The organism is Dyadobacter soli (assembly GCF_900101885.1).
In the GTDB taxonomy this organism is placed as follows: domain Bacteria; phylum Bacteroidota; class Bacteroidia; order Cytophagales; family Spirosomataceae; genus Dyadobacter; species Dyadobacter soli.
Genome location: NZ_FNAN01000014.1, coordinates 42,652 through 67,840, shown reverse-complemented (window position 1 = coordinate 67,840; position 25,189 = coordinate 42,652). Strand labels below are relative to the sequence as shown.

General features: G+C 50.6%; 22 protein-coding genes. 11 read left to right on the top strand and 11 right to left on the bottom strand.

The window, feature by feature from the left end:
- Positions 1–17: 17 nt before the first annotated feature.
- On the bottom strand, positions 18–2,876 hold the full coding sequence (locus BLQ88_RS22910; protein ID WP_090154840.1) for a T9SS type B sorting domain-containing protein: 2,859 nt from the start codon (positions 2,874–2,876) through the stop codon (positions 18–20).
- A 286-nt stretch (positions 2,877–3,162) separates the two neighbouring features.
- Positions 3,163–6,069, bottom strand: a complete 2,907-nt coding sequence (locus tag BLQ88_RS22905; protein WP_090154838.1) for a T9SS type B sorting domain-containing protein — start codon at positions 6,067–6,069, stop codon at positions 3,163–3,165.
- A gap of 290 nt (positions 6,070–6,359) precedes the next feature.
- Here BLQ88_RS22905 and BLQ88_RS22900 point away from each other — a divergent pair, with 290 nt between their 5' ends.
- The 4 genes from BLQ88_RS22900 to BLQ88_RS22885 all read left to right on the top strand — a co-directional run bounded on the left by BLQ88_RS22900 (position 6,360) and on the right by BLQ88_RS22885 (position 10,603).
- On the top strand, positions 6,360–7,031 hold the full coding sequence (locus BLQ88_RS22900; protein ID WP_090154836.1) for a succinate dehydrogenase cytochrome b subunit: 672 nt from the start codon (positions 6,360–6,362) through the stop codon (positions 7,029–7,031).
- 50 nt (positions 7,032–7,081) lie between these two features.
- Entirely contained in the window at positions 7,082–9,070 is a 1,989-nt protein-coding gene (locus BLQ88_RS22895; protein ID WP_090154834.1) for a fumarate reductase/succinate dehydrogenase flavoprotein subunit, read from the top strand.
- A 75-nt stretch (positions 9,071–9,145) separates the two neighbouring features.
- Positions 9,146–9,898, top strand: a complete 753-nt coding sequence (locus tag BLQ88_RS22890; RefSeq protein WP_218132948.1) for a succinate dehydrogenase/fumarate reductase iron-sulfur subunit — start codon at positions 9,146–9,148, stop codon at positions 9,896–9,898.
- Between the two features lie 126 nt (positions 9,899–10,024).
- On the top strand, positions 10,025–10,603 hold the full coding sequence (locus tag BLQ88_RS22885) for a Uma2 family endonuclease (RefSeq protein WP_090154830.1): 579 nt from the start codon (positions 10,025–10,027) through the stop codon (positions 10,601–10,603).
- Between the two features lie 79 nt (positions 10,604–10,682).
- On the opposite strand, the gene BLQ88_RS22880 is transcribed toward BLQ88_RS22885, so the two are convergent.
- The 4 genes from BLQ88_RS22880 to BLQ88_RS22865 form a co-directional block, all read right to left on the bottom strand.
- Positions 10,683–11,300 carry an OmpH/Skp family outer membrane protein gene (locus BLQ88_RS22880; RefSeq protein ID WP_090154828.1) on the bottom strand — a complete coding sequence of 206 codons (618 nt, stop codon included), beginning with the start codon at positions 11,298–11,300 and terminating at the stop codon, positions 10,683–10,685.
- A 109-nt stretch (positions 11,301–11,409) separates the two neighbouring features.
- On the bottom strand, positions 11,410–11,775 hold the full coding sequence (locus BLQ88_RS22875) for a hypothetical protein (RefSeq protein WP_090154826.1): 366 nt from the start codon (positions 11,773–11,775) through the stop codon (positions 11,410–11,412).
- Between the two features lie 3 nt (positions 11,776–11,778).
- The gene (locus tag BLQ88_RS22870; protein ID WP_090154824.1) at positions 11,779–14,235 is read right to left on the bottom strand and encodes a penicillin acylase family protein; all 2,457 of its coding nucleotides are present in this window, start codon (positions 14,233–14,235) and stop codon (positions 11,779–11,781) included.
- A 37-nt stretch (positions 14,236–14,272) separates the two neighbouring features.
- Positions 14,273–15,004 (bottom strand): copper homeostasis protein CutC, encoded by a 732-nt coding sequence (locus BLQ88_RS22865; protein WP_090154822.1) that lies wholly within the window; start codon positions 15,002–15,004, stop codon positions 14,273–14,275.
- 322 nt (positions 15,005–15,326) lie between these two features.
- Here BLQ88_RS22865 and BLQ88_RS22860 point away from each other — a divergent pair, with 322 nt between their 5' ends.
- Both BLQ88_RS22860 and BLQ88_RS22855 read left to right on the top strand, forming a co-directional pair.
- A complete protein-coding gene (locus BLQ88_RS22860) occupies positions 15,327–15,548 on the top strand; it encodes a DUF2795 domain-containing protein (protein ID WP_013927448.1) in 222 nt (73 codons plus the stop codon).
- Between the two features lie 189 nt (positions 15,549–15,737).
- Entirely contained in the window at positions 15,738–16,391 is a 654-nt protein-coding gene (locus tag BLQ88_RS22855; RefSeq protein ID WP_090154820.1) for an AlbA family DNA-binding domain-containing protein, read from the top strand.
- Between the two features lie 6 nt (positions 16,392–16,397).
- Here the strand turns inward: BLQ88_RS22855 and crcB are convergent, their stop codons facing one another.
- The 3 genes from crcB to BLQ88_RS22840 form a co-directional block, all read right to left on the bottom strand.
- A complete protein-coding gene (gene crcB, locus BLQ88_RS22850; protein WP_090154818.1) occupies positions 16,398–16,781 on the bottom strand; it encodes a fluoride efflux transporter CrcB in 384 nt (127 codons plus the stop codon).
- 26 nt (positions 16,782–16,807) lie between these two features.
- Positions 16,808–17,170 carry a DUF3127 domain-containing protein gene (locus tag BLQ88_RS22845; RefSeq protein WP_090154816.1) on the bottom strand — a complete coding sequence of 121 codons (363 nt, stop codon included), beginning with the start codon at positions 17,168–17,170 and terminating at the stop codon, positions 16,808–16,810.
- 80 nt (positions 17,171–17,250) lie between these two features.
- Complete coding sequence (locus BLQ88_RS22840; RefSeq protein ID WP_090154814.1) at positions 17,251–18,396, bottom strand: cystathionine gamma-synthase; 1,146 nt, start codon at positions 18,394–18,396, stop codon at positions 17,251–17,253.
- 100 nt (positions 18,397–18,496) lie between these two features.
- Here BLQ88_RS22840 and BLQ88_RS22835 point away from each other — a divergent pair, with 100 nt between their 5' ends.
- The 5 genes from BLQ88_RS22835 (at position 18,497) to BLQ88_RS22815 (ending at position 23,322) form a co-directional block, all read left to right on the top strand.
- Positions 18,497–19,183 carry a VTT domain-containing protein gene (locus tag BLQ88_RS22835; RefSeq protein ID WP_229212811.1) on the top strand — a complete coding sequence of 229 codons (687 nt, stop codon included), beginning with the start codon at positions 18,497–18,499 and terminating at the stop codon, positions 19,181–19,183.
- Between the two features lie 126 nt (positions 19,184–19,309).
- Entirely contained in the window at positions 19,310–20,893 is a 1,584-nt protein-coding gene (locus BLQ88_RS22830) for a sodium:solute symporter family protein (RefSeq protein WP_090154810.1), read from the top strand.
- 65 nt (positions 20,894–20,958) lie between these two features.
- Positions 20,959–21,939: a dihydrodipicolinate synthase family protein gene (locus tag BLQ88_RS22825; protein WP_090154808.1), complete on the top strand. Its 981-nt coding sequence runs from the start codon at positions 20,959–20,961 to the stop codon at positions 21,937–21,939.
- Positions 21,940–21,970: 31 nt separating this feature from the next.
- Positions 21,971–22,294 (top strand): RNA polymerase sigma factor, encoded by a 324-nt coding sequence (locus tag BLQ88_RS22820; protein ID WP_090154806.1) that lies wholly within the window; start codon positions 21,971–21,973, stop codon positions 22,292–22,294.
- A gap of 152 nt (positions 22,295–22,446) precedes the next feature.
- A complete protein-coding gene (locus tag BLQ88_RS22815; RefSeq protein WP_090154804.1) occupies positions 22,447–23,322 on the top strand; it encodes an AraC family transcriptional regulator in 876 nt (291 codons plus the stop codon).
- Here the strand turns inward: BLQ88_RS22815 and BLQ88_RS22810 are convergent, their stop codons facing one another.
- Both BLQ88_RS22810 and BLQ88_RS22805 read right to left on the bottom strand, forming a co-directional pair.
- On the bottom strand, positions 23,323–23,757 hold the full coding sequence (locus BLQ88_RS22810; RefSeq protein WP_090154802.1) for a DoxX family protein: 435 nt from the start codon (positions 23,755–23,757) through the stop codon (positions 23,323–23,325).
- A 137-nt stretch (positions 23,758–23,894) separates the two neighbouring features.
- Positions 23,895–25,178 carry an MFS transporter gene (locus BLQ88_RS22805; protein WP_090154800.1) on the bottom strand — a complete coding sequence of 428 codons (1,284 nt, stop codon included), beginning with the start codon at positions 25,176–25,178 and terminating at the stop codon, positions 23,895–23,897.
- Positions 25,179–25,189: the final 11 nt, after the last annotated feature.

The window sequence follows — 25,189 nt, the reverse complement described above, 5'->3', positions numbered from 1 at the left end:
GTGAAAGAAAAAAGCGCCTATCGCAGCAGCTGCACCCATCCTTTCATGGTTACAGGCGTGCTTTGTTTTTGAGATGATTCGAAATAAATAGTCACTTCATAATAGTACTGGCCTGCCGCAAGCTCTTTACCGCCATTGGTTTTACCGTCCCAGTTGATGTTCACGTCTTTGGTGGAATATACCTGCGCACCCCAGCGGTTGTAGGCCTTGAATTCCAGCGATTGTACGAAAGCAGGGCATTCAAGAGGCTGGAATGTGTCGTTTTTGTTGTCGCCGTTTGGTGTAAATACATTGGGTAAGACGAACATCGGGCAGTTGTCGCGGCATACCGTATTGCTGGGCGCACTTTCGCTTCCGAAGCGGTTAACGGCAGTTACAAAATAGCAACCGGCAAATGAGGTCAATCCTTCGTGGTCGAAGCTGGTTTCCAATGGCGATGGCGGGGTCGTCACAGTGGCGATCAACGTAGGCGTATCACCTGCATATCTTGCATAGTAAACTCTGTAAGCGGTGACCAGCGGGTCGCATTCGCGGCCGTCGAGTTCAGCCGGATATTCCCAGGTAAGGTGATTGGTAAAGCCGGAAGTAGTACAGAATGCTTCCGGATGTGCCCTGAGCGAATCGCAGTTAAGCGGGTCGAGGCTCAGCACAGGCGGACAAGGCTTGGTGGTATCCGAAGAGGAAACACAAAGAATCTGCGAGAAATTATAGAGTACCGATGGTTTGATCTGGCTGTTATTATAGGAACCTACGGTTTCAACTTTGTAACAATAGGTCGAGTCTTTGACAATGCTCACATCGACAGTTCCGTCGGCGGCATATTTGTCTTTACCGTCATCGACGTAAGTGAAAGTCTGTGGCCCTGTTACGGAAACCTCGGCAATGCGGTTGAAAGTACCCGGTTTGGTTTTGTCCTCGCGGTATACGCGGTGCACGCGATTGCCATTGTCCCAGGGCACGAGGGCGGTCCATTTCAAACCAACCTGGTTGGATTGGGCGGCGGCTTGTTCGAGCCTTACCGAGCTGGCCGTTTCCGTTTCATCGAATTTGGTGAGCTGGCCATTTACGGTGGTGTAATATTCGAGTTTGTAGTTGTAGGCATTCGCTTCGGTGTTCAGGCCTTTGTCTACAAACAGGGTATCGGCTGCCCGTGGTGTGAGGTTGGTATTGATGTCGGCGATCTTGGTGAATGCATTACCATTCTGGCCGGTGGCCCTGTACAGGCGGTATTGAGCCGGCAAACCTGCCGCTACTGCCGGTCTGATCCATTTTACGGTGATCTGTCCTCTGGTGGTGCTAGTCGAATCGACGGTAACATTGGTAATCACCGGCATTGCCAACGGCAAGTTGAGGCAATATTCGGCCGAAGCAAGGCTTTCACCGCCTCCGATCAGGTAACCCGGATCGCTCGGGCTGGCGCCTGGTCTTGGGAACATGGCCACAATGCGGTAGGAGTAAGATACACCCGGACGGAGCCCTTCGCCGCCGTTGTTATCCAGGAAGGTAGTCTGATTGATATCCACTCTTCCTATTTCTTCGTAACCGGAACCCGCGGGAATGCCGGGGCTACATACTTCTATGGGAATGTCGGTACATTTTTCAGCACGGTAAATGGCGATCTTGGCGCCCGGGATCTGGCATTTGTAAGCGTCCCAGTTGAGGCGGTACGCGGTCCCGGTAGGGTCGGTCACTGCTGTGCCTTTCAATCCGGTTGCCTGCGGCCCGTAGACCCGGATATTCACCGTAGTCATATCGACCAGCTTTCGGAACAGCGAGGGATTGGGAACGCCCGGACCGGGAGCATCTTCTACTTTGAAAAGAACATCATAAGGCTCCAAACGGATGTGCGCGCAGGAAGTCTGCCAGCTGAACAGACCCGTGACGGTACCCTGAGAACCCTGCTGGGCAACCGTGAACTTGGCGACTGCGGGCGGGATCAAAGAGGCATCGTACACACCACCCGACGATGTGAGCGTAAGCTTATCGCCATTCTTGTCCGTCGCCGTGACTGGCTGGTTGATCAGCGTCCCGGCTTCGACGCAAATATCGGGCAGCGGTTTTATCTCCGGTCGGTCGTTGCGGGCATCTTCCACGATGATCTGCATATCCCGGACGATCTGCCCTATCAGCGCGCCGTCGCGCCATTCCTCGACGACAAATGCGACGTTATAGTAGCCTTTCGTGACGGGCGCGTCCCAGATCAGGTCGCCCGTGACCCGGTTCATGCTGAAAGTGGCCGGTGAAGCGCCGGACTCCGTAGCTCCCGGAGGCGTCACCATATTGGGATCTCTGTATTGCAAATTGATACCCGAGCCGTTCACGCCGCTTCTTTGGGGGATAAACATACGGTACGCAAGGCTGTCGCCATCCGCATCGAATGCACCGGGGTTGTGAATGTAACGCTGCCCTACCGCGGCCACGTCGATTGGTGCATTGAGTAGTACGGGCGTCTGGTTCTGCCCGAAGTTGGAATTGATTTCCAGAACGGTGCTCACGTAGAAGTTCAGGTTCTGCGTAGGCGGAGGGCCGATGTTGAGTACGTTGTTGTTCCGGTTATCCTCTTCGAAAGAAATGCGGTACAAACCGGCGGTGGGGAATGTGTAGGTGATGATATAGGTGTTCTGCGTGGTATTGTTCCCGATGTTGGGAATGGGTTGGATACGCGGCGCTTCCAGTACCACAGGCTTGTAGTTGGGGTCGCGTTCCGAGTTTACAGAACCTATCGTGAAAAACACGCTATTCTGCGCGTTTGCAGCACCTTCGCCATTCTGCATATCAAAATAGGCGGTCAGTTTGATCTCGTAGGTGTGCCGTGCCGAGCCTGCCGGACTGGTCCGTTTGGCCGTGATCTCCCCTGCGCGTATGTGCGTGGCCATAGCCTGAAAGCCGTTACACAGTAAAGCCAGGAAGATTAAGTATAAAGAAATTCGTAAAACAGAGCGCATAAATCCGTGTCGAGCTATGATGATAGGGAGGTAACGGCAGGCGCCATATCTCCTGTCAAGTACGTTAAATCAACGAAAATTCAGGTAAAAATGTGTGCTTTGGGAATGAATATAATATGTCGGTTTGTAAACTTACAAAACAACTTCATAAATCATATATGAATTATTACAAACTCCCAAAGCAGCACAAATAGCGCTCTGACGTGATTTTACCTTGCTATCTCAGCAATTGCACCCAGCCTTTCATGCTGGTCTCCGTGCCCTGTTTTGTGAAAGACTCGAAATAGATGGTTACTTCATAGTAGTACTGGCCTGCCGCAAGCGCTTTACCGCCATTGGTTTTACCGTCCCAGTTGATGTTCACGTCTTTGGTGGAATACACCTGCGCACCCCAGCGGTTATAGACCTTGAATTCCAGCGATTGTACGAAAGCAGGGCATTCAAGCGGCTGAAATGTGTCGTTTTTATTGTCGCCGTTTGGTGTAAACACATTGGGTAAAACAAACATCGGGCAGTTGTCGCGGCATACGGTATTACTTGGCGCACTTTCGCTTCCGAAGCGGTTGACGGCCGTTACGAAATAGCAACCGGCAAACGAGGTCAATCCCTCGTGATCGAAACTGGTCTGCAATGGTGATGGCGGAGTGGTTACAGTGGCGATCAAAGTAGGTGCATCGCCCTCATATCTTGCATAGTAAACCCTGTAAGCGGTCACCAGCGGGTCGCATTCGCGGCCGTCGAGTTCAGCCGGATATTCCCAGGTAAGGTGGTTGGTAAAGCCGGAAGTAGTACAGAATGCTTCCGGATGTGCCCTCAGCGAATCGCAATTGAGCGGGTCGAGGCTCAGCACAGGCGGACAAGGCTTGGTGGTATCCGAAGAAGAAACACAAAGGATCTGCGAGAAATTATAGAGTACCGATGGTCTGATCTGGCTGTTATTATAGGAACCTACGGTTTCAACTTTATAACAATAGGTCGAATCCTTGACGATGCTCACATCGACAGTACCGTCGGCAGCATATTTGTCTTTACCGTCATCGACGTAAGTGAAAGTCTGTGGCCCTGTTACGGAAACCTCGGCAATACGGTTGAAAGTGCCCGGCTTGGTTTTGTCCTCGCGGTAGACGCGGTGCACGCGGTTGCCATTGTCCCAGGGCACGAGTGCGGTCCACTTCAAACCGACCTGATTGGATGGGGCAGCGCCTTGTTCGAGCCTTACCGAGCTGGCCGTTTCCGTTTCATCGAATTTGGTGAGCTGGCCATTTACGGTGGTGTAATATTCGAGTTTGTAGTTGTAGGCATTCGCTTCGGTGTTCAGGCCTTTGTCGACAAACAGGGTATCGGCTGCTCCCGGTGTAAGATTTGTATTAATAGATGCGATCTCGGTAAATGCGGAACCGTTTTGCCCCGTGGCTCTGAAAAGTTTGTATTGAGCAGGTACGCCGGTAGTAACCGCCGGTCTGATCCATTTTACGGTGATCTGTCCTCTGATAGTACTGGTCGAATCGACGGTAACATTGGTAATCACAGGCATTGCCATTGGCAAATTGAGGCAATACTCGGCCGAAGCAAGGCTTTTGCCGCCTCCGATCAGGTAACCGGGATCGCCCGGGCTGGCGCCCGGTCGCGGGAATATGACCGCAATGCGGTAAGAGTAAGAAACACCCGGACGTAGCCCTTCGCCGCCGTTGTTGTCCAGATAGGTGGTTTGATTGACATCCACCCTTCCGATTTCTTCATAACCCGAACCTGCGGGAATGCCCGGTTCGCATACGTCCTCCTCGATCTCCGTACATTTCTCTGCCCTGTAAATGACAATTTTTGCATTCGGGATCTGGCATTTGTAGGCGTCCCAATTCAGGCGGTACGCGGTTCCGCCCGGATCGGTAACAGCTGTGCCTGTCAATCCGGTCGGTTTTGGGCCGTAGACCCTGATATTGAACGAAGTCATATCGGCCAGCTTCATGAAAAGCGAGGGGTTGGGATAGGTTGGAGGCGGTCCGTCCTCGACCTTGAACAGCACATTGTACGATCCCAGACGAATGTGGTCGCAGGAGGTCTGCCAGGTGAATGTGCCGGTTACGCTGCCCTGAGCGCCCTGGTTGGCGACATTGAATGTGGCGAGCGGAGGCGTGATCAGCGTGGCATCGTACAAGCCGCTTGCGGATGTGAGCGTGAGTTTGTCGCCATTTTTATCGGTCGCGACAACCTTCTGATTGATCAAAGTGCCCGCTTCCACACAAATATCCTGCAAAGGCGTGAGCACGGGGCGGTCGTTGCGGGCATCTTCGACGATGATCTGCATATCCCGGACGATCTGTCCTATGAGCGCACCGTCGCGCCATTCCTCTACGATAAATGCAACATTGTAATATCCCTTCGTAACGGGAGCGTCCCAGATAATGTCGCCGGTTACGCGGTTAATGCTGAATGTCGCCGGGGAAGCGCCGGTTTCGGTCTGGCCGGGCGGTGTGACCGTGTTTGGGTCCTGGTATTCGAGGTTGATGCCCCTGCCATTAGTGCCGGCCTGCTGGGGGACGAACATGCGGTAGGCAATGCTGTCTCCATCGGCGTCGAATGCGGCGGGGTTATGAATGTACCGCTGGCCCACAGCGGCAATGTCGATCGGCGCGTTGCGGAGGACCGGCGTCCGGTTCAAACCGAATGCGGCATTGATTTCCAGGGTCGTGCTTACGTAAAAATTGAGGCGATTCGTTGGTTTAGGCCCGATATTAAGCACATTATCATTGCGTGCATCCTCTTCCACGGAGATGCGGTAGGCGCCCGCCGTTCGAAAGGTGTAAATGGCAATGTAAACGTTTTGCGTGGTATTGTTACCGATATCGACAATGGGGGGGATTCTCGGCGCGGTAACGAACTCTGGATCCCCGGTGCCGTCGGTACTGTTGATGGTAAAAACTACATCATTCTGCGCCTGTGCAGCGCCTATGCCGCCAATCATGTCGAAATACCCGGTCAACTTGATCTCATAAGTAGGCGACGAGAGCGAGAGCCTCCTTGCCGTGATTTCCCCGGCCCGGAAGTGTGTCGCGAAAACGTGGCTGAGCGGTAATGCCAGCAACAGAAAAACAATCAGGGGCCGGGAAGATAGAGGTCTGAGCATGGGTCGGTTCGTTAGTCGTCCGGTATGTAACAACTCAACGAAACTCGTATTGGAAAATGTGTGCTAAACGGTTACAAAATAGTTGGAAGAGAAATGCTGAGTCCTTCGCCCTGAGCGTCTTGCTTTTGCAAAGGCTAATCAGTCTAAATAATTCTTAATAATGATTATAAATAAACAGGGCGGTTTGCAAAAATGAAACGGATTTATTGTCTCGCTAACGTTTGTGATATACCTTTGAAAGGTTCTAAATATACCTCATTTTTTTGCACTAAAACCATTCGTTTTTGATTATGTCGTGGTTTTCACAAACGTTAACGAGCTCTATCGGTAAAAAACTTCTGATGGCTCTTACCGGACTTTTTCTGATTAGTTTTCTGGTTGTTCATGCCACCATCAATGCAATGATTTTTTATAATGATGGCGGAGAGACTTTCTCGCATTGGGGGCATTTCATGGGTACCAACCCGATTATACGTACGCTTGAAATCGGCCTGGTAATAGGCTTTATCATCCATATCGCTGACGGTCTGCTCCTTTGGAAAAACAACCGCGACGCCCGTCCGGTTAAATATGCTGTCAACAACGCGGCAGCGAACAGCACCTGGTACTCACGCAGCATGGGTTTGCTCGGTACATTGCTTCTGATCTTCCTTGTGGTTCACACCTCGCAGTTCTGGATTCCCAACCGTTCCAACCAGTTTGCGACCGGCGAAGAATTGAACCTGTATCAAATGATGCTTGAAACATTCCAGAACCCGGTTATCGTGCTCGTGTACGTCCTGGGCTGCATTTCTCTGTTCTGGCATTTGCTGCACGGTTTCAAAAGCGCATTCCAGTCGCTGGGGCTCAACCACGTGAAATACAACGGGCTGATTTCCTTCGTAGGAACCGCATTCTCGATCATCGTGCCGATCCTCTTCGCATTAATGCCGATCTCGATCTACCTTGGCTGGGTGAAGTAACCCCCGAAAGTGTCTTATTTCTAAATTTTCGATTAAATAATATTTGATATATGGCAACTTCATCTCGTCTGGATGCCAAAATACCACAAGGACAACTCGAAAGTAAATGGAGCAAATACCGCTCGTCCGTTCCGCTTGTTAACCCTGCCAACAAACGTAACCTCGAAATCATTGTCGTAGGAACCGGATTGGCCGGTGCTTCTGCCGCTGCTACGCTCGCGGAGCTCGGTTATAAAGTGAAAGCATTCTGTTTCCAGGATTCCCCACGCCGTGCGCACTCCATTGCCGCACAGGGAGGGATCAATGCAGCAAAAAACTACCAGAATGACGGTGACTCGGTTTACCGTCTTTTTTATGATACCATTAAAGGGGGTGACTACCGTTCACGCGAAGCGAACGTACACCGCCTGGCCGAAGTTTCGGGTAACATTATCGACCAATGCGTAGCGGCTGGTGTGCCTTTCGCGCGTGAGTACGGCGGCTTGCTGTCCAACCGCTCGTTCGGTGGAACGCAGGTGCAGCGCACATTCTACGCGGCAGGCCAAACAGGCCAGCAGCTGTTGCTCGGAGCATATTCGGGCTTGCAGCGCCAGGTAGGTATGGGTACTGTTAAAATGTACAACCGCCACGAAATGCTCGACGTCGTGAATATCGATGGCAAATGCCGCGGTATCATCGCGCGTAACCTGATCACGGGCGAGATTGAAAGGCATGGCGGCCATGCAGTACTGCTTTGTACGGGTGGTTACGGAAACGTGTTCTACCTTTCTACCAATGCCATGGGTAGCAACGTCACCGCAGCATGGAAAGCCCACAAACGCGGCGCATTCTTCGGTAACCCTTGTTTTACCCAAATTCACCCGACTTGTATCCCGGTTTCCGGCGAACACCAGTCGAAACTGACACTGATGTCGGAGTCGTTGCGTAACGACGGCCGTATCTGGGTTCCTAAAAAGCAGAACGACAACCGTCCGGGTAATGAAATCCCCGAAGCGGAGCGCGATTACTACCTCGAACGCCGTTACCCTGCATTCGGTAACCTCGTACCGCGTGACATCGCGTCGCGCGCGGCGAAAGAGCGTTGCGATGCCGGTTTCGGTGTAGGAACTTCCAAGCTGGCCGTTTACCTCGATTTTGCTGCGGCGGTTGAGCGTTACGGGCGTGGGGAAGCCAATAAGAACAACATTCACAATGCCTCCGACGCCGACATTATCACATGGGGTAAGGCGGTTGTGAAAGAAAAATATGGTAACCTTTTCGATATGTATAAGCAAATCACGGGTGAAGATCCGTATGAAGTGCCTATGCGTATCTATCCTGCGGTACACTATACCATGGGCGGTCTTTGGGTGGATTACAACCTGATGACCACCGTACCTGGTTTGTATTCACTGGGAGAGGCCAATTTCTCCGACCACGGTGCCAACCGCCTCGGTGCTTCCGCATTGATGCAGGGCCTGGCCGACGGTTATTTCGTGATCCCGTACACCATCGGTAATTACCTGGCGAGCGAAATCCGTACCGGCAAGATCTCTACCGACCACGAAGCGTTCGTGAAAGCGGAAGCGGAGGTGAAAGATCGGATCGACACCTTGCTGCGCATTCAGGGTAAGACATCACCTGAGCTTTTCCACCGCCGGTTAGGCAAGATTATGTGGGAAAAATGCGGCATGGCGCGTAATGCACAGGGCTTGAAAGAGGCGATCGAAGAGATCCGCCAACTGAGAAGAGACTTCTGGTCGGATGTGAAAGTTATGGGTACTGCCAATTACTTCAACCCTGAACTCGACAAGGCTAACCGCGTGGCGGACTTCATCGAGCTCGGCGAGCTGATGTGTATCGATGCATTGGACCGCAATGAATCATGCGGCGGCCACTTCCGGGAGGAGTACCAAACGGAAGAAGGCGAAGCAATGCGCGACGATGAAAACTATATGTATGTTTCGGCCTGGGAGCATAAAGGTCTTGAAAACTGGGAGCTTCACAAGGAAGAACTCGTTTACGAAAACATCAAAATCGCTCAGCGCAGCTATAAGTAAGACCTCCTGTGGCATGGATTTATGTCACGCATAAAAGAAGAATCAGATATAAAGAATATAGGTATGGAAGGAAATATGAGGTTGTCTCTGAAAGTTTGGAGACAAAGCAATAAAGACGCAGCGGGAGGTTTCGAGGAATATAAACTGGACCATGTTTCTCCCGATATGTCATTTCTTGAAATGTTCGATGTATTGAATGAGCAACTCGTGGTGGAAGGCAAGGAGCCTGTATCATTTGATCACGACTGCCGCGAAGGAATCTGCGGTGCTTGTTCGATGTATATTAATGGCCGTCCGCACGGACCGTTGCGCGGGGTAACTACCTGCCAGTTGCACATGCGTTCGTTTAACGACGGTGATACCATCGTGGTGGAGCCTTGGAGAGCGCAGGCATTCCCGGTGATCAAAGACCTCGTGGTAGACCGCGACGCCTTCGACCGGGTGATCTCAGCCGGTGGTTTCGTATCGGTAAACACCGGTAATGCACAGGATGCGAACGCATTGCCTATCGCCAAAGAAGCAGCGGACGACGCATTTGCGGCTGCGGCCTGTATCGGTTGCGGTGCTTGCGTAGCGGCTTGTAAAAATGCCTCTGCAATGCTTTTCGTTTCAGCCAAAATCTCCCAGCTGGCATTGTTGCCGCAAGGACAGGCCGAACGGAGCATCCGCGCCGAGAAAATGGTCGCACAAATGGATGCAGAAGGCTTCGGAGCCTGCACCAACACCGGCGCCTGCTCAGCAGAATGCCCTAAGGAAATCAGCCTCGAAAACATCGCCCGCATGAACCGCGAGTACATCGGCGCGAAGTTCTCTTCTTCGGCGGTTTAAGAATATATTTAATGCAAATGCAGGGCAGTCGGGAAACCGGCTGTCCTGTTTTTGTTTTTGAGGGGTAAGGCTTGAATCTGCTAATGTTTCAAATGTTTATATTGGCTTGGTTTAAAAATAAATTTGATGGAGGTAATTGAGCTAAAATACAAGCCATTGTCTGTGGATGAAAACTTCTATGAGTTTTGCAGCGAAAACGACGAGCTCAAAATTGAAAGAGGAAGCGACGGAACAATTTATGTAGGCCTTGGATCAGGAGGAACGACCGGAATGCTGAATGCAACTATTTCTTACTGGCTGATGCACTGGGATTTGAGTAGTAATTTAGGTCATGTTTTTGATTCATCTACTACATTTTGTCTCCCAAATTCCTCAATAAGGTCGCCAAGTGCGTCGTGGCTTTCTTCAGATAATTGGAATGCTTTGAATGAGGCCGAAAAAGCCAAATTCCCGCCGATATGCCCCGATTTTGTGATAGAGTTACTCTCGCCCCATGATGAGCTAAAAACCATTCAAAAGAAGGTACAAGAAGAATGGATCGGTAATGGATGCCACCTGGCCTGGCTGATCGATCCGGATACTGAAACCGCGTACGTTTATCGATCTAATGGTGAGGTTGACACAATCAAAGGTTTCGACCAGCAATTGTCCGGCGAGAATGTGCTGCCGGGATTTGAATTCGATTTAAGCGAACTCAAAATATAAACCGGCTTATATCAAAAACAGCGAAGCAGACGATCACCCGACCGTCTGCTTCGCTGTTTAATATCAGTTTGAAATACTGCTACTTTTTAGTAGTGTCAGCCGCAGCTGGTTTGCCGGCATTTTTATATTCTTTGTTCAAACCGTCGATGATCTTCTGCGTTACGTCCAGAGATGGGTTTGCGAACAGGATGCCGCCGCCCAATGAGTAACCGAGAACATATTCGTAGCCGTTTTCTTTGTTGTATTTGTCGATGTAAGAACGGATGTTTTTGTACAGTTCTTCATTCTTTTTTGCTTCTTCCTGACCCAGTGCCTGTGCCGATTGATCGCGGTAGGCCATCAGGTCCTGTTGCTTTTTCATCAGCTGCGCCTCTGTTGAACGGGCCTGCTCCGGAGTCATTGTTTGTGCTTTCTGCTGGAAGAAAGCTACTTCATTTTGCAATGAGCGTCCTTTGGTAGTCAGCTCGTTTTCAAGCTGGAAATTCTTGTTTTCAAGCTCTTTTCTGGTATCCTTGAAGAAATCGTAGTTTTTCAGAAGCGAATCCACCTGAACGTAAACAGTGCGGCGGCCTGCCACTACTGCACCATCTGCGGTTGCCCCGGCGTCTGACGATTTGCTTGAAAAATGAAGGAAGAATAACACCGCCACAGCAAGCGAAAGGACGACGTTCCAGATCAATGAAGTATTGTTGTTCACGTTTTTAAGGTTTATTGTTTTTTTGAACGAGCCGCAAAGATAATGATTTGTGTTTAAGTACAATGAATAACCGCCCCGAGCGGCGGACCAGGGAGCCGGGCCGGAACTTTCAGGAAGCACGCCCCGACAGCGGAACCGGATTGCTGCGGAAGATTTGCCGTACCCAATGCCCGGACAACCCCGAAAAGCCGCCAACAAGCCCGCCAACGAGTGCCGTAACCAGCAAAAGCAGAATGCCGTTAGGTAGCATAAATATCTTCGCAACGCGGTCGGATAACGCGCCATCGGAAATGAAATGCTGGTAGTAGCCGTAGAGCAGCCACGGCACGGCAATGCCGCCGAAGCCATTCCAGAATGCGCCCGACGAGGTAGCAGGCCGCCAGAAAAGGATCACAAACGGCACGATGGCGATTGTCCACCAGGGGGTGAATATTTGGAGCAATGCCGACAGAATGGCTATGATGAGGAAGTTCATAAGTTAACGTTTTTGCAATACAAGACTGGAAGCCAAGTGTGGCACTTTCTGATCGGGAGAGGTAAGGAAGATCAATTCATTTAGCTCTCCCTTCTCCCATTTTTTAAGCAGGTTAAGGTAGTAAGGACTTCCCGGGTTGCCCGATTGCCCTCCCGGATAAATGCCATAAGCACGCGGCGTGGGGCCTAATTCAACGACCATTCGCCACGACGGCCCTTTGCGCTTCGTCATCGCATTCACAATGCTGCTGCCTCCGCCCGTCACCAGCGGCGGTGCATTAAACGGTTTGATACTGCGGCTCAAATGCCTGATCTCGGTATCTTTCACCTTCGACCATTGCCATTGCGGGCTCATAGCGCCTTTACGCGCGGTGAGCGTGTCGAGCGAGGCGTTGAAACTTTGGTACACCAGGTCGGGCAGCGTCTCCTTTTCGGGGGTATTCACGTTATCGAACCACTTTTCATTGGGCTGCTTCAAAATCAGGTACAATGTCCGGTCACGCGAGGGGTATTCCATTGGGGCGTCGGGTGATGCGAAATCGTCGTTCCAGATGGCCTGGCCGAGTAATGGGAACCAGGTTTCGAAGATCGATGCCGCGATAGATTCCGGCGAATTTTGGTAATTCCAGTTCGAAAGCAGAATGTGGGCCGCTTTCTGTTTCGGCGTTAATGAGCGGGTTTCCAGAATGCCCAGCAATTTGGGTAGTAATGTGCGCGCAAGAACGCTGAAATTGTCGTTTTGAAGCATTCGCAGGCTGTCTGCATTGGCATTAGTCATCGCTTGCAAGCGCTCGTTAATGCGTATCGCGCGCTCGGACGGCGCGAAACTCCAGTTGATGTAATAAGGATAGGTCGTATCCGCGGACGACTGATTGGCGCTGCTCACAAAACCCCTCGGCGGGTTTTTCACAAACGGATTCTGTTCGGCGGGGATCCAGCCGTGCCAGTCGTCGGCTGGCTTCGAGCCGTCCAATACGAATTTGCCTTGCTCTTTGTACTTCAAAGGCATTTTCCCGTTCACGGTTAGGGCGATATTCTTCTCATTATCCGCAAATACGAAGTTTTGCGCAGGGCCAACATAATGCGTCAGCGCCTTCCGGTAATCGTCGTAGGTTTTGGCTTTATTAAGCTCGTAAAAGGTAATGAAGCTATTACCAGGCTCATGCCCGATCCATTTGATGGCCAGGTTAGGCAAATCCCCGAATGTTCCGTCCGAATCGGTTACCGGTCCGTGATGGGTGTACATGATCTGCTCGCGGTAGGGTCTCAGCTGTCCTTTGACATGAATAATTTCCTCCCGCTTGTGCGTAGGTTTCCATTGATTATCATGCCAATAGAAATTGCGGTATTCATTTTTGAATTTAATTTTATACAGATCGAAAACATCCGCATCCACATTGGTAACACCCCAGGCCACGCGCTCGTTGAAACCGATGATCACGCTCGGAATACCCGGCAGCGACACGCCGTATACATTGACGTCGGGTGAATGCAGCTGCACCTGGTACCAGATCGACGGCAGCGAAAGTTCGAGGTGCGGGTCGTTGGCGAGAATAGGATAGCCCGTAATGGATTTTTCGGCGCCCACGGCCCAGTTATTGCTCCCGATGCCTTCTTCTTTCGGAGCGCGGGGAGGTAAGGCTGTCAATGGTTTTGCGGATAATGCAATGCTGTCGCTCGGCATCATCGGCGGAATGGCCTTTGGAACAGGCAATTTAGGGAAATTCCAGGGGGTACCGGAAGGGATAATCGGGCTTTCCTGCAACATCGGGTAGTCGGGGAAAAGCTGGGCGATGGTTTCCTGTCCGTACTTTTTCAATGCATTGGTCATAGCCAGCTCGTTGGAGCGCCCCGCGAGCGTGAGCGTCATCTGTTCGAGCATGTACATCGTGTTGATCGGTTTCCAGGGCTCGGGTTTGTATCCCAATAATTTAAACTCTATGGGGTAATCTTTGGGCGCGAGTCGCCGGATAAATGCATTCACGCCGGCTGTGTAGCCCAGTAATGCTTCCCGCGAGCGCACGTCGGTCATGGCCACTTTCAGGTTGGCTTCCGCACCGTAACCCATTCCCAATCGTCGGCTCTGCTGATCGAGCGCCAATGTAGCCGGGCCGAGGATTTCGGAAAGCCGGCCGGCCGCGGCGCGGGTTTGCAGGTCCATTTGCCAAAGGCGGTCTTTGGCGGTAATGTAGCCCTGCGCGTAAAAAAGGTCGAAGTCGTTTTTGGCAAAAATGTGCGGCACGCCGGAGTCGTCAAAGCGGATTGTCACCTCGTCGCGCAGGCTGTCGAGTTGCAGGGTTATGCGCGTTTTGGGGTCGATCACCTTTTCGCTGTTCTGCCATAACCCGCAATAAGGGCTGAGGAAGGGGCCCAGCGCGGGTGCAGGCGCCCATGGCTTGTCCAGCACATACACGAGCCCGGCTGTGATCGCGATAAACAAAATTGCCTTTACGAACTTCATAGAGAGGATGTTGATGTGCTTTTGAAAGAAAAAGGCATTATTCCGAAACCGCCTGTACCATGGCCTCGATCAATTCCAGGTCCGAGTACATGACCGACTTTTCATCCGGAATCTCCCCGGCCATCGAAATGCCCTCCGGAAAGAATTTCTGCCGCGCCGGACGGAATTTTTTGGCAGTCAAATGCAGGGAATGCACGCCGGCAGCTTTCAGTTCGGCTGCATTGTTATGGTTTACGCCGCTGCCTGCCATGATTTCTATTTTTCCATCGGCTTCTTTCGAGAGCTTACCGAGCAATTCCGTCGCCTGAATGGCAGATGGCTTCTGACCGGACGTGAGGATACGCTCGGCGCCGGTGGCGATGACATCCTTCAATGCCTTCATCGGATCGGGCGTGAGATCGAATGCGCGGTGGAAGGTGACTTTTAACGGCGCGGCATAGTCGACGAGTGCTTTCGTGCGTGCCACGTCCACATGGCCGTCGGGCGTGAGAATGCCGAGAACAACCCCATTAGCGCCCAGTTTTTTGGCGAGATCGATGTCTTTCCGCATGATTTCCTCTTCGAAAAAATCATACACAAAATCCCCGCCCCGCGGCCTGATCATCACATATAGCTGAATGTCGATGTTTTTTCTTACGATTTCGATGAGTCCGGCGCTGGGCGTGGTACCACCTTCGCCGAGCCCGCCGCACAGTTCAATCCTGCCCGCCCCGCCAGCCTGCGCATTGATACAGGATTCCAGCGAATAAGCGCAAATTTCAATAGTCATAATAAGGTATTTGTAATGGTGAGGGAAATTAAGGGTTTTTCGGGAAAGAAGAGCGGGCGATCCGAAACTTGGGTATGGAATTTGCAGACGCTCGCGATAACGGGAAGTACGATCAAAGGATCACACAACTTAGCGCATTTGAAAGCTTTGTACGAGTCGGCAGATATTTAAATTGTTGACATTCAAAGCATTAATTGCCAGGAAAAAATAAATTTTGTAACCAGACAATTATTTTTGTTTTTTTTTGCTTTAAGCTTTTAAAAGATATCAAATTTTTTACTTTTGCAGAAAAGTAAAGTAACCATTAATAGGCGAAAATATTATGTACTGGACTCTCGAACTCGCATCGTACCTTGAAGATGCTCCCTGGCCAGCTACCAAAGACGAGCTAATTGACTTTGCAATCAGAACAGGCGCTCCGTTAGAAGTAGTTGAAAACCTTCAGGAGCTTGAAGATGATGGGCAGCCTTATGAAAGCATTGAAGAGATTTGGCCCGACTATCCCACCAAAGACGATTTCTTTTTCAACGAAGACGAATACTAATCCAAAACGGCACTCTATCGGTGCCGTTTTTTTATGATATATGGTCTGCTTTTTTTACGTAACTCAGTCTCCATTATTTTTTAAATCTGACAAAAGGAATGTAAATTGTTAGCGTTAACAAATGAGGAGGACGAGGTAAGTTACCGAAAGTGATTTAGTCATAACTCATAATTTATCCATTCCAACCCGATGGAGCTTCGATTGTTGAAAGAGCTGGTTAAGAAAGGTGAGGGGGAACATCTGGAATTCAAATTGAAATCCAATCACCCCGAGAAGATCGTCCGCGAAGTGGTTGCTTTCGCAAATTCAGGTGGCGGTAAGCTGCTGGTCGGAGTGGGTGACGACAAGACCTTGAAGGGCCTTAAAGATGCCGATGAGGATGAATACACCCTCACCCGTGCCATCGACAAATTCATTTTCCCCAAAATCAGTTTTAAAAAGGAACGCGTGGCCATCACGCGCGACCGCGACGTGCTCGTGCTGACGATTCCCAAGAGCATCGACAAGCCGCATTATGTGGTGGACGATACCGGTGCGCGCCAGGCTTACATCCGCGTGGAGGACAAATCCATCCAGGCGAGCCGGGAAATGAAGGAAATCATGCGCCGTGGCCGCGGGGAGCGCGACATTGCTTTCCAGTATGGTGATAAGGAGGAGAAACTGATGAAGCTGCTCGACGAAAAAGAGTCGGTGACGGTAGACCTGTTCGCGACCGTGGCCGGCATTCCACGCAAAATCGCCTCTAATACGTTGGTAGTGATGGTTTTGGCACGGATATTGGAAGTGCATCCGCATGAAATGCTCGACAAGTTTACAATGTCGATGGCTTACCAGAGTAATTAACCGCAATTATATTGCCAGAAACGTTTTGCCCAGCCACATTCCCAATAAAGTGGCTGCAAAACATGCTATGACGCTTATTATAATGTTGAGGGAAGCTTCGACCCAGCGGTCGTTGAGGAAAAGCTGAATGGTTTCGTTGCTGAAACTGGAAAAAGTGCTGAACCCGCCGCAGAAGCCGACGACCACGAAAAGCCTCGAAGTAGCTACCAGATCAGCCGATTTGAAGGTGGCCCACCCGCCGAATGTGCCGAGGATGAGGCAGGCCAAAATATTGGCCGTCAATGTTCCGAACGGGAAAACTGACGGCCATTGAGCGAATGCTCTTCCGATGCCGTACCGCGCCAAACTGCCTAATCCTCCTCCTACAAATACGATGATCAGGTTGTTCATTGCGGCCCGGCGGTGTTTGTTAAATGTTAGAACGGCAGATCGTCCGATTCTTCTTCGGTGAAAGTGGTTACCGGAGGCAGTGGTGCGCCGCCTGCGTTGTAGCCTGCATTTCCGCCGCCGCTTGCTCCTGCCTTTTCAACTTTCCATGCGCGCACCTCAGTGTACCAGCGGGAGTTGTACTCGCGGCTTTCCACATCGATAGAAGCGGTAACCGAGTCGTTCACTTGCAGGTTAGCCTGGTCAATTTTGTCGCCCCAAAGCGAAATACACACTTTTTTAGGGTATTGAGAAGGTATTTCAAGAATGAATTCCTGCTTGCGCCACATTCCGTTTTTTCCCTGGCCGGTAACTTCCGGCAGCAATGAAATGACTGTTCCTGATACTTCCATTGATAAATATGTTTTTTTAGTGTCGTTTCAAAAATGGTTCCAAAAGTAAGATTTTTGGCCGTCGATTGCAACGCTGAATGCTAATCCGTGCCGATGGCCTGGTCGAGATCGGCGATCAGGTCTTCCACATCCTCGATACCGACGCTGAGGCGTATCAACGTGTCTTTCAGGCCTATTTTCAACCGTTCTTCGCGCGGCATGCCCCCGTGCGACATGCTCGCGGGATGCGTGCAAAGCGATTCCACGCCGCCGAGCGATTCTCCCAATGCGAATATTTGCAGGTTTTCCATAGTGTGAACGGCCTTTTCATAACTGTCGTCTTTTAATTCAAAAGAAACCACACCGCCGAAGCTGCGCATTTGCTTAGCAGCCAGCTCATGGCCGGGATGATCGGGGAGGCCGGGGTAGTAAACTTTCCCGACTTTGGGATGGGCCGAGAGCCACAAGGCTACTTGCCCGGCGTTCTCGCAATGGCGCTGCATCCGAATGTGCAGCGTTTTTATTCCCCTTAAAACTAAAAAGCAATCCTGCGGGCCCGGTACCGCGCCGGTGGCGTTCTGAATGAATTTCAATTGCGCGGCCAGCTCGTCGTTGCTGGTGATCAATGCGCCCATGACCGTGTCTGAGTGCCCGCCGAGATATTTGGTGACCGAATGCATGACGATATCCGCACCGAGGTCGAGCGGATTTTGCAGGTAGGGGGATGCAAAGGTGTTGTCGACGCAGGTTAGCACATTCCGTTTCTTACAAATGTTTGTTACTTGCTCGATATCGATGATTTTGAGCAATGGATTTGTGGGTGATTCGAGCCATACCATCCGTGTTTTGTCGGAAATCAACTCGTCGATCCGGGTTACGTCTTCAATGTCTATAAACTTGAAAACCATTCCCAGCGGCTCGAAAATGCGCTTCATCATCCGGTAAGTGCCGCCGTAGATGTCGCTGGGCGCGATGATTTCGTCGCCGGGTTTGAACAGTTTCAGAACGGCGTCGGTGGCGGCCAGGCCGGAGGCGTAGCAAATGCCGTGCTTGCCGTTTTCCAGTGCGGCTAATGCGGTTTGCAATGCCGTACGCGTGGGATTGCTGCTGCGGGCGTATTCGTAGCCTTTGTGCTTGCCAGGGCTTTCCTGGACGTAGGTGGAAGTTTGGTAAATCGGCGTCATAATGGCGCCGGTGCTCGGGTCCGGCTCGATGCCGGCATGTATGGCTTTGGTTGCGAAATTCATTTTTTAAGGCAACAAAATATTAATTGCAGAAAAGCAAGTTCACAAAAACCTTTTGTCAAAACAACTGGTTATTCATTTAGGAAAAAAAGTCAAATTAGCCTTGGAAACGTCTACACCAAAAAGATTCTCACTCCCGGTCGTCGTAAGCATATTGATGACGATCGTGCCATTGGTGACGACCTCCATTCTGACGGCCTGGGCGATCAATCACGAAAAAATTCTTCGCGAGCTGCCTGTCGAATGGTGGCTGGGTATAACATTTATTCTTACGCTGGCTTCCTCCGCCGCGCTCACACCTCCTACATTCCTGGCATTGGTTTACGGCTACTTCCTTGGTTGGGCCTCGCTCCCGATGCTTTTCGTGCTGAACATCGGTGCCATTTCCATTATATATGTATCGGCGCATTTCCTGCACGCAGCGTCGGTCCGCAGTTACCTCATCCAGGTCTATCCACAGGTGGGTACCTTATTAAGGAGGTTTTACAAAAATGAATTAAGGCTGATATTTTTCGCAAAACTATCCCCGGTATTGCCTTTCGCAATTACGAACCTGTTTTTCGCCATGGCCGGTGCGCGTTTCAAACAAGTGCTCACGGGTGGGACATTGGGCATGATCCCGCGGACGATGTTGGCCGTTTGGGCAGGTAAGGAAGCGCAGGATATCCGCTATTTGCTCGAACATCCGAATGAGGGATTGGCCACCAAAATCGTGCTGATTGCATTGATCGTCATTTCGACTGCCGGCATCGGATATTTCTTCAAAGACAAGAGCATGGTAGAATCATAAGCGTAGTATTTACAAATTCATAACACGCTTTGATAATATCGTACAATAACTGGCTACAAAACGCTATAAAATCATCAACTTCATCCTGTTTCTTTGTGGTAAAGTTATAAATACCCGAAAAGTAGAATGAAATCCTTACCTTTCATTGACCTCCTCATCGTGATCGCCTACCTCGCTGGAATGGTGGCGGTAGGAATTTACTTTTCAAGGAAGAACACCAATGCCGAGCAGTTTACCAAAGCATCCGGCCGAATCCCCGGATGGGCAATCGGTATTTCCATTTACGCGACTTTTCTGAGCAGCAATACTTTCCTCGGCGTACCGGGCAAGGCATTCGGAAGCAACTGGAGTTCCTTTGTTTTCAGCTTGTCGATGCCGTTGGCAGCCTGGGTAGCCACCAAGTTTTTTATTCCTTTTTACCGAAGTACCGGCGAAGTTTCGGCTTACACGCACCTCGAACACCGTTTCGGGCCGTGGGCGCGTACTTATGCGGTGGCTTGCTTCCTGCTTACGCAACTCGCCCGCATGGGGTCGATCTTCTTCGGAATTGCATTGAGTTTGCAGGCGCTAACGGGCTATCCAATGTCGACGATCATGGTCGTGGTGGGGATATGCATTGTTTTGTACACGGTAATGGGCGGGATGGAAGCGGTGATCTGGACGGAAGTGGTGCAAGGCGTGATCAAAACGATAGGTGCGCTCGTGATACTTTACCTGGTTGTTTCGGGCGTTTCGGGTGGAATGCCGAGCATTATCGAAGTAGGTAAAGCAAGCGATAAGTTTAGTCTGGGCACGATGGCGCCGGATTTTACGACCGCGTCCTTTTGGGTGATCCTGCTCTACGGGTTTTTTATGAACCTGAATAACTTCGGAATGGACCAGAACTACGTACAGCGCTACCATACCACGTCTTCGGTGAAAGAAGCGGCGAGTTCGGTGTGGCTTTGTGTGTACCTGTACGTGCCTGTGTCGCTGATATTCTTTTTACTCGGAACGTGTCTTTTTGCCTATTACCAAGGCAATCCTGAGCTGCTGCAAACCATCAAAATGCAGGTAGCGGCTGAAAAACTGCCCGGGGGAACTACGGACGCGATCACAAACCTCGCCGCGACGCTCACACCGGCCGATTACGGCGATAAAGTGATGCCGCATTTCATGGTGACCAAAGTGCCGGTAGGCCTGCTCGGGTTGATCATCGCGGCGATCATGTCGGCGGCGATGAGTACGATCAGCTCGGGGATGAATGCCTCGGCGACGGTTTTCTCCGTGGATATTTATCAGAAATATGTCAAATCCGACCTTACGTCGCAGCAATCGCTCCGCTTGCTCTACATTGCCACCACGGTTTTTGGCTTGCTGGGCATGATTACAGGCATCGCGATGATCGGCGTGAAAAGTGTGCTGGATGTGTGGTGGATGCTTTCGGGGATTTTTGCGGGCGGGATGCTCGGGCTGTTCCTGCTGGGGATTATCTCAAAAAGTACCAAAAATACCGAGGCGCTTACGGCAACGATTATCGGGATCGTAGTCATCGTCTGGATGACATTCTCGAACCAGCTGCCCGACAGCTATGCCTATTTGCGAAACCCGCTCCACCAGAATATGATCATGGTGGTAGGAACACTGACGATCTTTTTGACCGGCGTGGTGCTTACCAGGCTGAAAGGCAGACAACCGGTTGAAAAAGAGGTGCTTTTGCACAGCAAATAACCAGAGCCCGGCATACGGGCCTATTTAGAAGGATTTTTTCTTATACGTATTTAAAATCTTACACGATGTCATCTGTAACGTCTTCTTCCGTGTCGTTGCCGCAAGGCTACATTCCCGTTATGCTCACACCATTCCTCGAAAGCGGCGAGGTGGATTATGACGGGCTAAAAGCATTGACGGACCTTTACCTCGAAGCAGGCGCTGCGGGGCTGTTTGCCAACTGTCTTTCAAGCGAAATGTATGAATTGTCGGTAGAAGAACGGCTGGACGTAACGCGGACAGTGGTGGAACATACTGCGGGACGTGTGCCGGTGGTGGCTACCGGGACCTTTGGCGGGCCTATCCCGGAGCAGGCACAATTTGTAAAACGTATATACGATACCGGTGTACAGGCGGTGATTGTAATTACCGGACTGCTCGCAAACGAGGACGAATCGGACGAAGTATTTATCCAACGGACAAAGGAACTGATCAGCCTGACGGGCGACATTCCCCTCGGTTTTTATGAATGCCCGGTGCCTTACAAACGATTGATCAGCAGCGAAGTACTCGCGGAATTGCTGCCTTCAAACCGCGTTATTTACCATAAAGACACGAGCCTGGATATCGAAGAAGTGGTTCGGAGGATTAAAGTCGCGGAAGGCTACCGTTTCGGGCTTTATGATGCTTATATGGTGAATGCGACGGCGTCGCTCAATGCAGGAGCAGCCGGGTTGTCATGCATTCAGGGAAATATTTATCCTGAACTCATCGTCTGGATTTGCGAGAACTACAACAATGCGGAACGGCAGGAGGATGTGAAGGTACTGCAACAATTTTTTGTGGATTCGATGGACATCGTGCATTCGGCTTATCCGACGATCGCCAAGTACTGTTTGCAAAAAAGAGGTTTCCCGATCTCCACTTACACGCGCCGAGACGTGGGCGAGCTTACGGACGATTTGAAAGAGCGGGCCGACCAGTTGCTCGACGAAGTAGACCGCATTCAGGCAGAGCTCGGAATTCCGGGTGTATTTAAAAAGGCACTCGAAGCACCGTTGAAATAATCCAATCGGATCAAACCCTAATTTTTGAGCTATGACTTTTCCTAACCAGCAAATTTTGGATCGGATAACCCAGGGTGACGAAGCGGCATTTACACAACTCCGTTCCTACTTCTCCGTCGCTGCTTTCAAGTTTTGTTCCGTTCTGCTGAAAGACGAGGCAGAGGCGGAGAAGGTGATCAACTCGGTTTTTAACAAAATCTGGAACGAACGGCTGGACCTGCGCACAGAAGTGAATTTTCAATCCTATCTGTTCAGCAGTCTGAAAGATCAGATTTTCGGCGAAATGAAAAAGTACAGCGACCCGGTTGCACGTAAGCAATATCTCGATCGTATACAGTCGTTTCACGCCAGTTAATTGGTACGATCGCCGGTGGGTAATATTAGTATTACGCTATTTAATAGTATTTTTTTAGCATCTTGTCGATTGCACAGGATGGATTATTAAAAAATTTTCTTTTAAATTGAGCAATGGCAGCCACCCTAAAACCCTGCCCGCATTGATTTAAAATGAAACCGCATTTCCATAAGGTCCCAATTCCGTCGAGGACTTCGTTCAGTATCCGACATGACAAAGATTCCGGCTTTGGCACGGTTTGGCATTACCACCCAGAGTTGGAACTGCATTATCTGGTTAAAGGAAAGGGAGTTAGGTTCATTGGCGACAATATCAGCAACTTTTCGGACGGAGAGCTCATACTGCTGGGCGAAAACCTGCCGCATACCTGGCGGGTGGAAGAAGGGGCGAGCAATACCACGGTGGAAGTCGTTATCATTCACTTTTTGCCTAACTGTTTAGGAAGTGAACTGCTGCTGCTGCCGGAGGCTTATCAGATCCCGAAACTGTACGAACGTGCCAAAAGAGGACTTCTGATACACGGCGAAGCGAAGGAAAAAGTGATAAGGTTAATGCATTCCGCGGTGGACGCCGAGAATCTCGACCGGCTGATCGCATTGCTTTCGATCCTGAAAATTCTGGCAGAGGCAAGTGAGTATGAAACGATCGCTTCGGCGCACGCATTTTATAAGTCCAACGACGCCGAAACGCTGCGTTTGAACAAGATTTACGCCTATACGCTTTCCAACTACCGCAACGATATTTCATTGCAGGATGTGGCCTCGATCGCCAATCTGGGAATTACGTCTTTTTGCAGGTATTTCAAATTGATGACCAAGAAAACCTACAACGATTTTCTGGTAGAAATCAGGATCAGTCAGGCTTGCCGGTTCCTGATCGAAGATAAAATGGCAACGGAAGTAATTTGTTTCGAGTGCGGTTTTAACAATGTTTCCAACTTTTACCGGCATTTCAAGAAGGTTACCGATATGACGCCGCTGGAATACAAGCGGAAATACCTTTATAAAGCCGCACCCGAAATGGTCTGATCACTTGTCGTGATTCTTCATCCATTCATCCATCGAGTACCGTCCGGAACCGACAATGGCGAACATGATCACCAGAATGAGCGTGATCATCGAAAGCCACAACTCCGAATTGAGGTAGGAAAAGCCGAGCCGGATGTTGACGAAGAATACGGCAGTCAGCAGGATTGGTATCTGAATGATGGATGCAATTCTGGTCAGGCATCCCAATGCAATCAGGAATCCGCCGAAAATGTGCGCAAAAGCTACGTAGTGAACGGCTGTGACGGTGTACAGGTGAAAGTCGAGGCCGGTAACCAGGTGAGACAACTTGGTGGTATCGCTGATGAAGCTGATACCCTTAGCAAACAAAAATACTCCCAAAGCGATACGAACTATATCCATCCAAGCCGGATGGTGCGTATCGCCCCAATGCTCGATTCGATCCATCATGTTCATAACTTCTCAAATTTTGGTTTGAAGTAAGTTACGTTAATGAATGGACTATGTCAAGAGAAAATGGCTTTTTTCCAAGGGGATTGTCGGCGTGGAATTGGAGCGCAAAACATTGCTGCAAAGCTCCTGTCAGCTGCATATTAATGCTTTTCAATGAGCGAGGTGTGCTTCGTGTCTTTCATGCGGATGTACACCATGAGTGAAACGAAAATGCAGATCGTCACATACCAATAGTACCACGTCTCATGTCCGAGGTTTTTGGCCCATAATGCCAGGTACTCGGCCGTTCCGCCAAATACCGCCACAGCAATGGAGTAGGGAAGGCCCACGCCCAACGCACGCACTTCTACGGGAAACAGTTCTGCTTTGACGACGGCATTGATAGACGTATAACCGCTCACGATAATCAATGCTGCCATCAGTAGGCCGAATGCAGGCCACATTCCGGTGGTATGGCTCAATGTCGTGAGTAATGGATAAGTGAGCAATGTTCCCAGCACCCCGAAACCGATCAATAACGGCCGCCGGCCGATGCGATCGCTGAGCGCTCCGAAAACTGGTTGTAATGCCGCAAAAATGAAGAGCGAGCAAAAGGTCAGTATCGTCGACTGGTATTTCGTCAGGCCCACCGTGTTCACCAGGAACTTTTGCATGTAGGTCGTATAGGTGTAAAAAGCGAGCGTACCGCCCGAAGTAAGGCCTATCACCACCAAAACCGCTTTCGGATGCTTCATGAGTTCTTTCAGAGAGCCTTCCTTTTTCTTGGATTGGAATGCTTCCGTCTCATTCAAATGCGCGCGGAGGTACAATGCGACCAGCGACAGCATCGCACCGATTACGAACGGAATCCGCCAGCCCCAGTCGTGCATTTGCTGGTCGGTGAGGAAGAGATTTTGTAAAATGAGTTGCAAACCCAATGCAATGAGCTGCCCGCCGATGAGCGTCACATATTGAAAGCTGGAAAAGAAACCGCGTTTTTCCTCCGTCGCGACTTCGCTAAGGTAAGTAGCGGAAGTCCCGTATTCACCACCGACACTGAGCCCTTGAAGCAAGCGGGCGATCAGTAGCAGCACCGGCGCCGCAATGCCGATACTGTTATAACCAGGCAAAAACGCGATCAGCAGCGATCCGAGCGACATTAACAGCACAGAAACGGTCATCGCCACTTTTCGTCCGCGGTTATCCGCCAGTTTACCAAAAACATAACCGCCGATCGGCCGCATCAGGAAACCCACCGCGAAAATGCCGGCCGTATTGATCAGCTGGACTGTCGGATTAGAATCAGGAAAGAATGCATTGGCGAAATAGAGGGAGAAAGCGGAATATGCGTACCAGTCGTACCATTCGACGAGGTTCCCTGCCGAGCCGCCGATAATCGCTTTGAGGCGCCAGCCGGTGTCGTCTTTGTGTAAAGTTTGCTCCATAAATCGGGATT

Excerpts from the sequence above, each read along its gene's own strand:
- BLQ88_RS22885 (WP_090154830.1), top strand. The coding sequence starts at position 10,025 with ATGGAGGTAATTGAGCTAAAATACAAGCCATTGTCTGTGGATGAAAAC.
- BLQ88_RS22815 (WP_090154804.1), top strand. The coding sequence starts at position 22,447 with ATGAAACCGCATTTCCATAAGGTCCCAATTCCGTCGAGGACTTCGTTC.
- BLQ88_RS22870 (WP_090154824.1), bottom strand. The coding sequence starts at position 14,235 with ATGAAGTTCGTAAAGGCAATTTTGTTTATCGCGATCACAGCCGGGCTC.
- BLQ88_RS22900 (WP_090154836.1), top strand. The coding sequence starts at position 6,360 with ATGTCGTGGTTTTCACAAACGTTAACGAGCTCTATCGGTAAAAAACTT.
- BLQ88_RS22840 (WP_090154814.1), bottom strand. The coding sequence starts at position 18,396 with ATGAATTTCGCAACCAAAGCCATACATGCCGGCATCGAGCCGGACCCG.
- BLQ88_RS22895 (WP_090154834.1), top strand. The coding sequence starts at position 7,082 with ATGGCAACTTCATCTCGTCTGGATGCCAAAATACCACAAGGACAACTC.
- BLQ88_RS22825 (WP_090154808.1), top strand. The coding sequence starts at position 20,959 with ATGTCATCTGTAACGTCTTCTTCCGTGTCGTTGCCGCAAGGCTACATT.
- BLQ88_RS22845 (WP_090154816.1), bottom strand. The coding sequence starts at position 17,170 with ATGGAAGTATCAGGAACAGTCATTTCATTGCTGCCGGAAGTTACCGGC.
- BLQ88_RS22855 (WP_090154820.1), top strand. The coding sequence starts at position 15,738 with ATGGAGCTTCGATTGTTGAAAGAGCTGGTTAAGAAAGGTGAGGGGGAA.
- BLQ88_RS22805 (WP_090154800.1), bottom strand. The coding sequence starts at position 25,178 with ATGGAGCAAACTTTACACAAAGACGACACCGGCTGGCGCCTCAAAGCG.
- BLQ88_RS22860 (WP_013927448.1), top strand. The coding sequence starts at position 15,327 with ATGTACTGGACTCTCGAACTCGCATCGTACCTTGAAGATGCTCCCTGG.
- crcB (WP_090154818.1), bottom strand. The coding sequence starts at position 16,781 with ATGAACAACCTGATCATCGTATTTGTAGGAGGAGGATTAGGCAGTTTG.
- BLQ88_RS22890 (WP_218132948.1), top strand. The coding sequence starts at position 9,146 with ATGAGGTTGTCTCTGAAAGTTTGGAGACAAAGCAATAAAGACGCAGCG.
- BLQ88_RS22830 (WP_090154810.1), top strand. The coding sequence starts at position 19,310 with ATGAAATCCTTACCTTTCATTGACCTCCTCATCGTGATCGCCTACCTC.
- BLQ88_RS22865 (WP_090154822.1), bottom strand. The coding sequence starts at position 15,004 with ATGACTATTGAAATTTGCGCTTATTCGCTGGAATCCTGTATCAATGCG.
- BLQ88_RS22875 (WP_090154826.1), bottom strand. The coding sequence starts at position 11,775 with ATGAACTTCCTCATCATAGCCATTCTGTCGGCATTGCTCCAAATATTC.
- BLQ88_RS22810 (WP_090154802.1), bottom strand. The coding sequence starts at position 23,757 with ATGAACATGATGGATCGAATCGAGCATTGGGGCGATACGCACCATCCG.
- BLQ88_RS22910 (WP_090154840.1), bottom strand. The coding sequence starts at position 2,876 with ATGGCCACGCACATACGCGCAGGGGAGATCACGGCCAAACGGACCAGT.
- BLQ88_RS22820 (WP_090154806.1), top strand. The coding sequence starts at position 21,971 with ATGACTTTTCCTAACCAGCAAATTTTGGATCGGATAACCCAGGGTGAC.
- BLQ88_RS22905 (WP_090154838.1), bottom strand. The coding sequence starts at position 6,069 with ATGCTCAGACCTCTATCTTCCCGGCCCCTGATTGTTTTTCTGTTGCTG.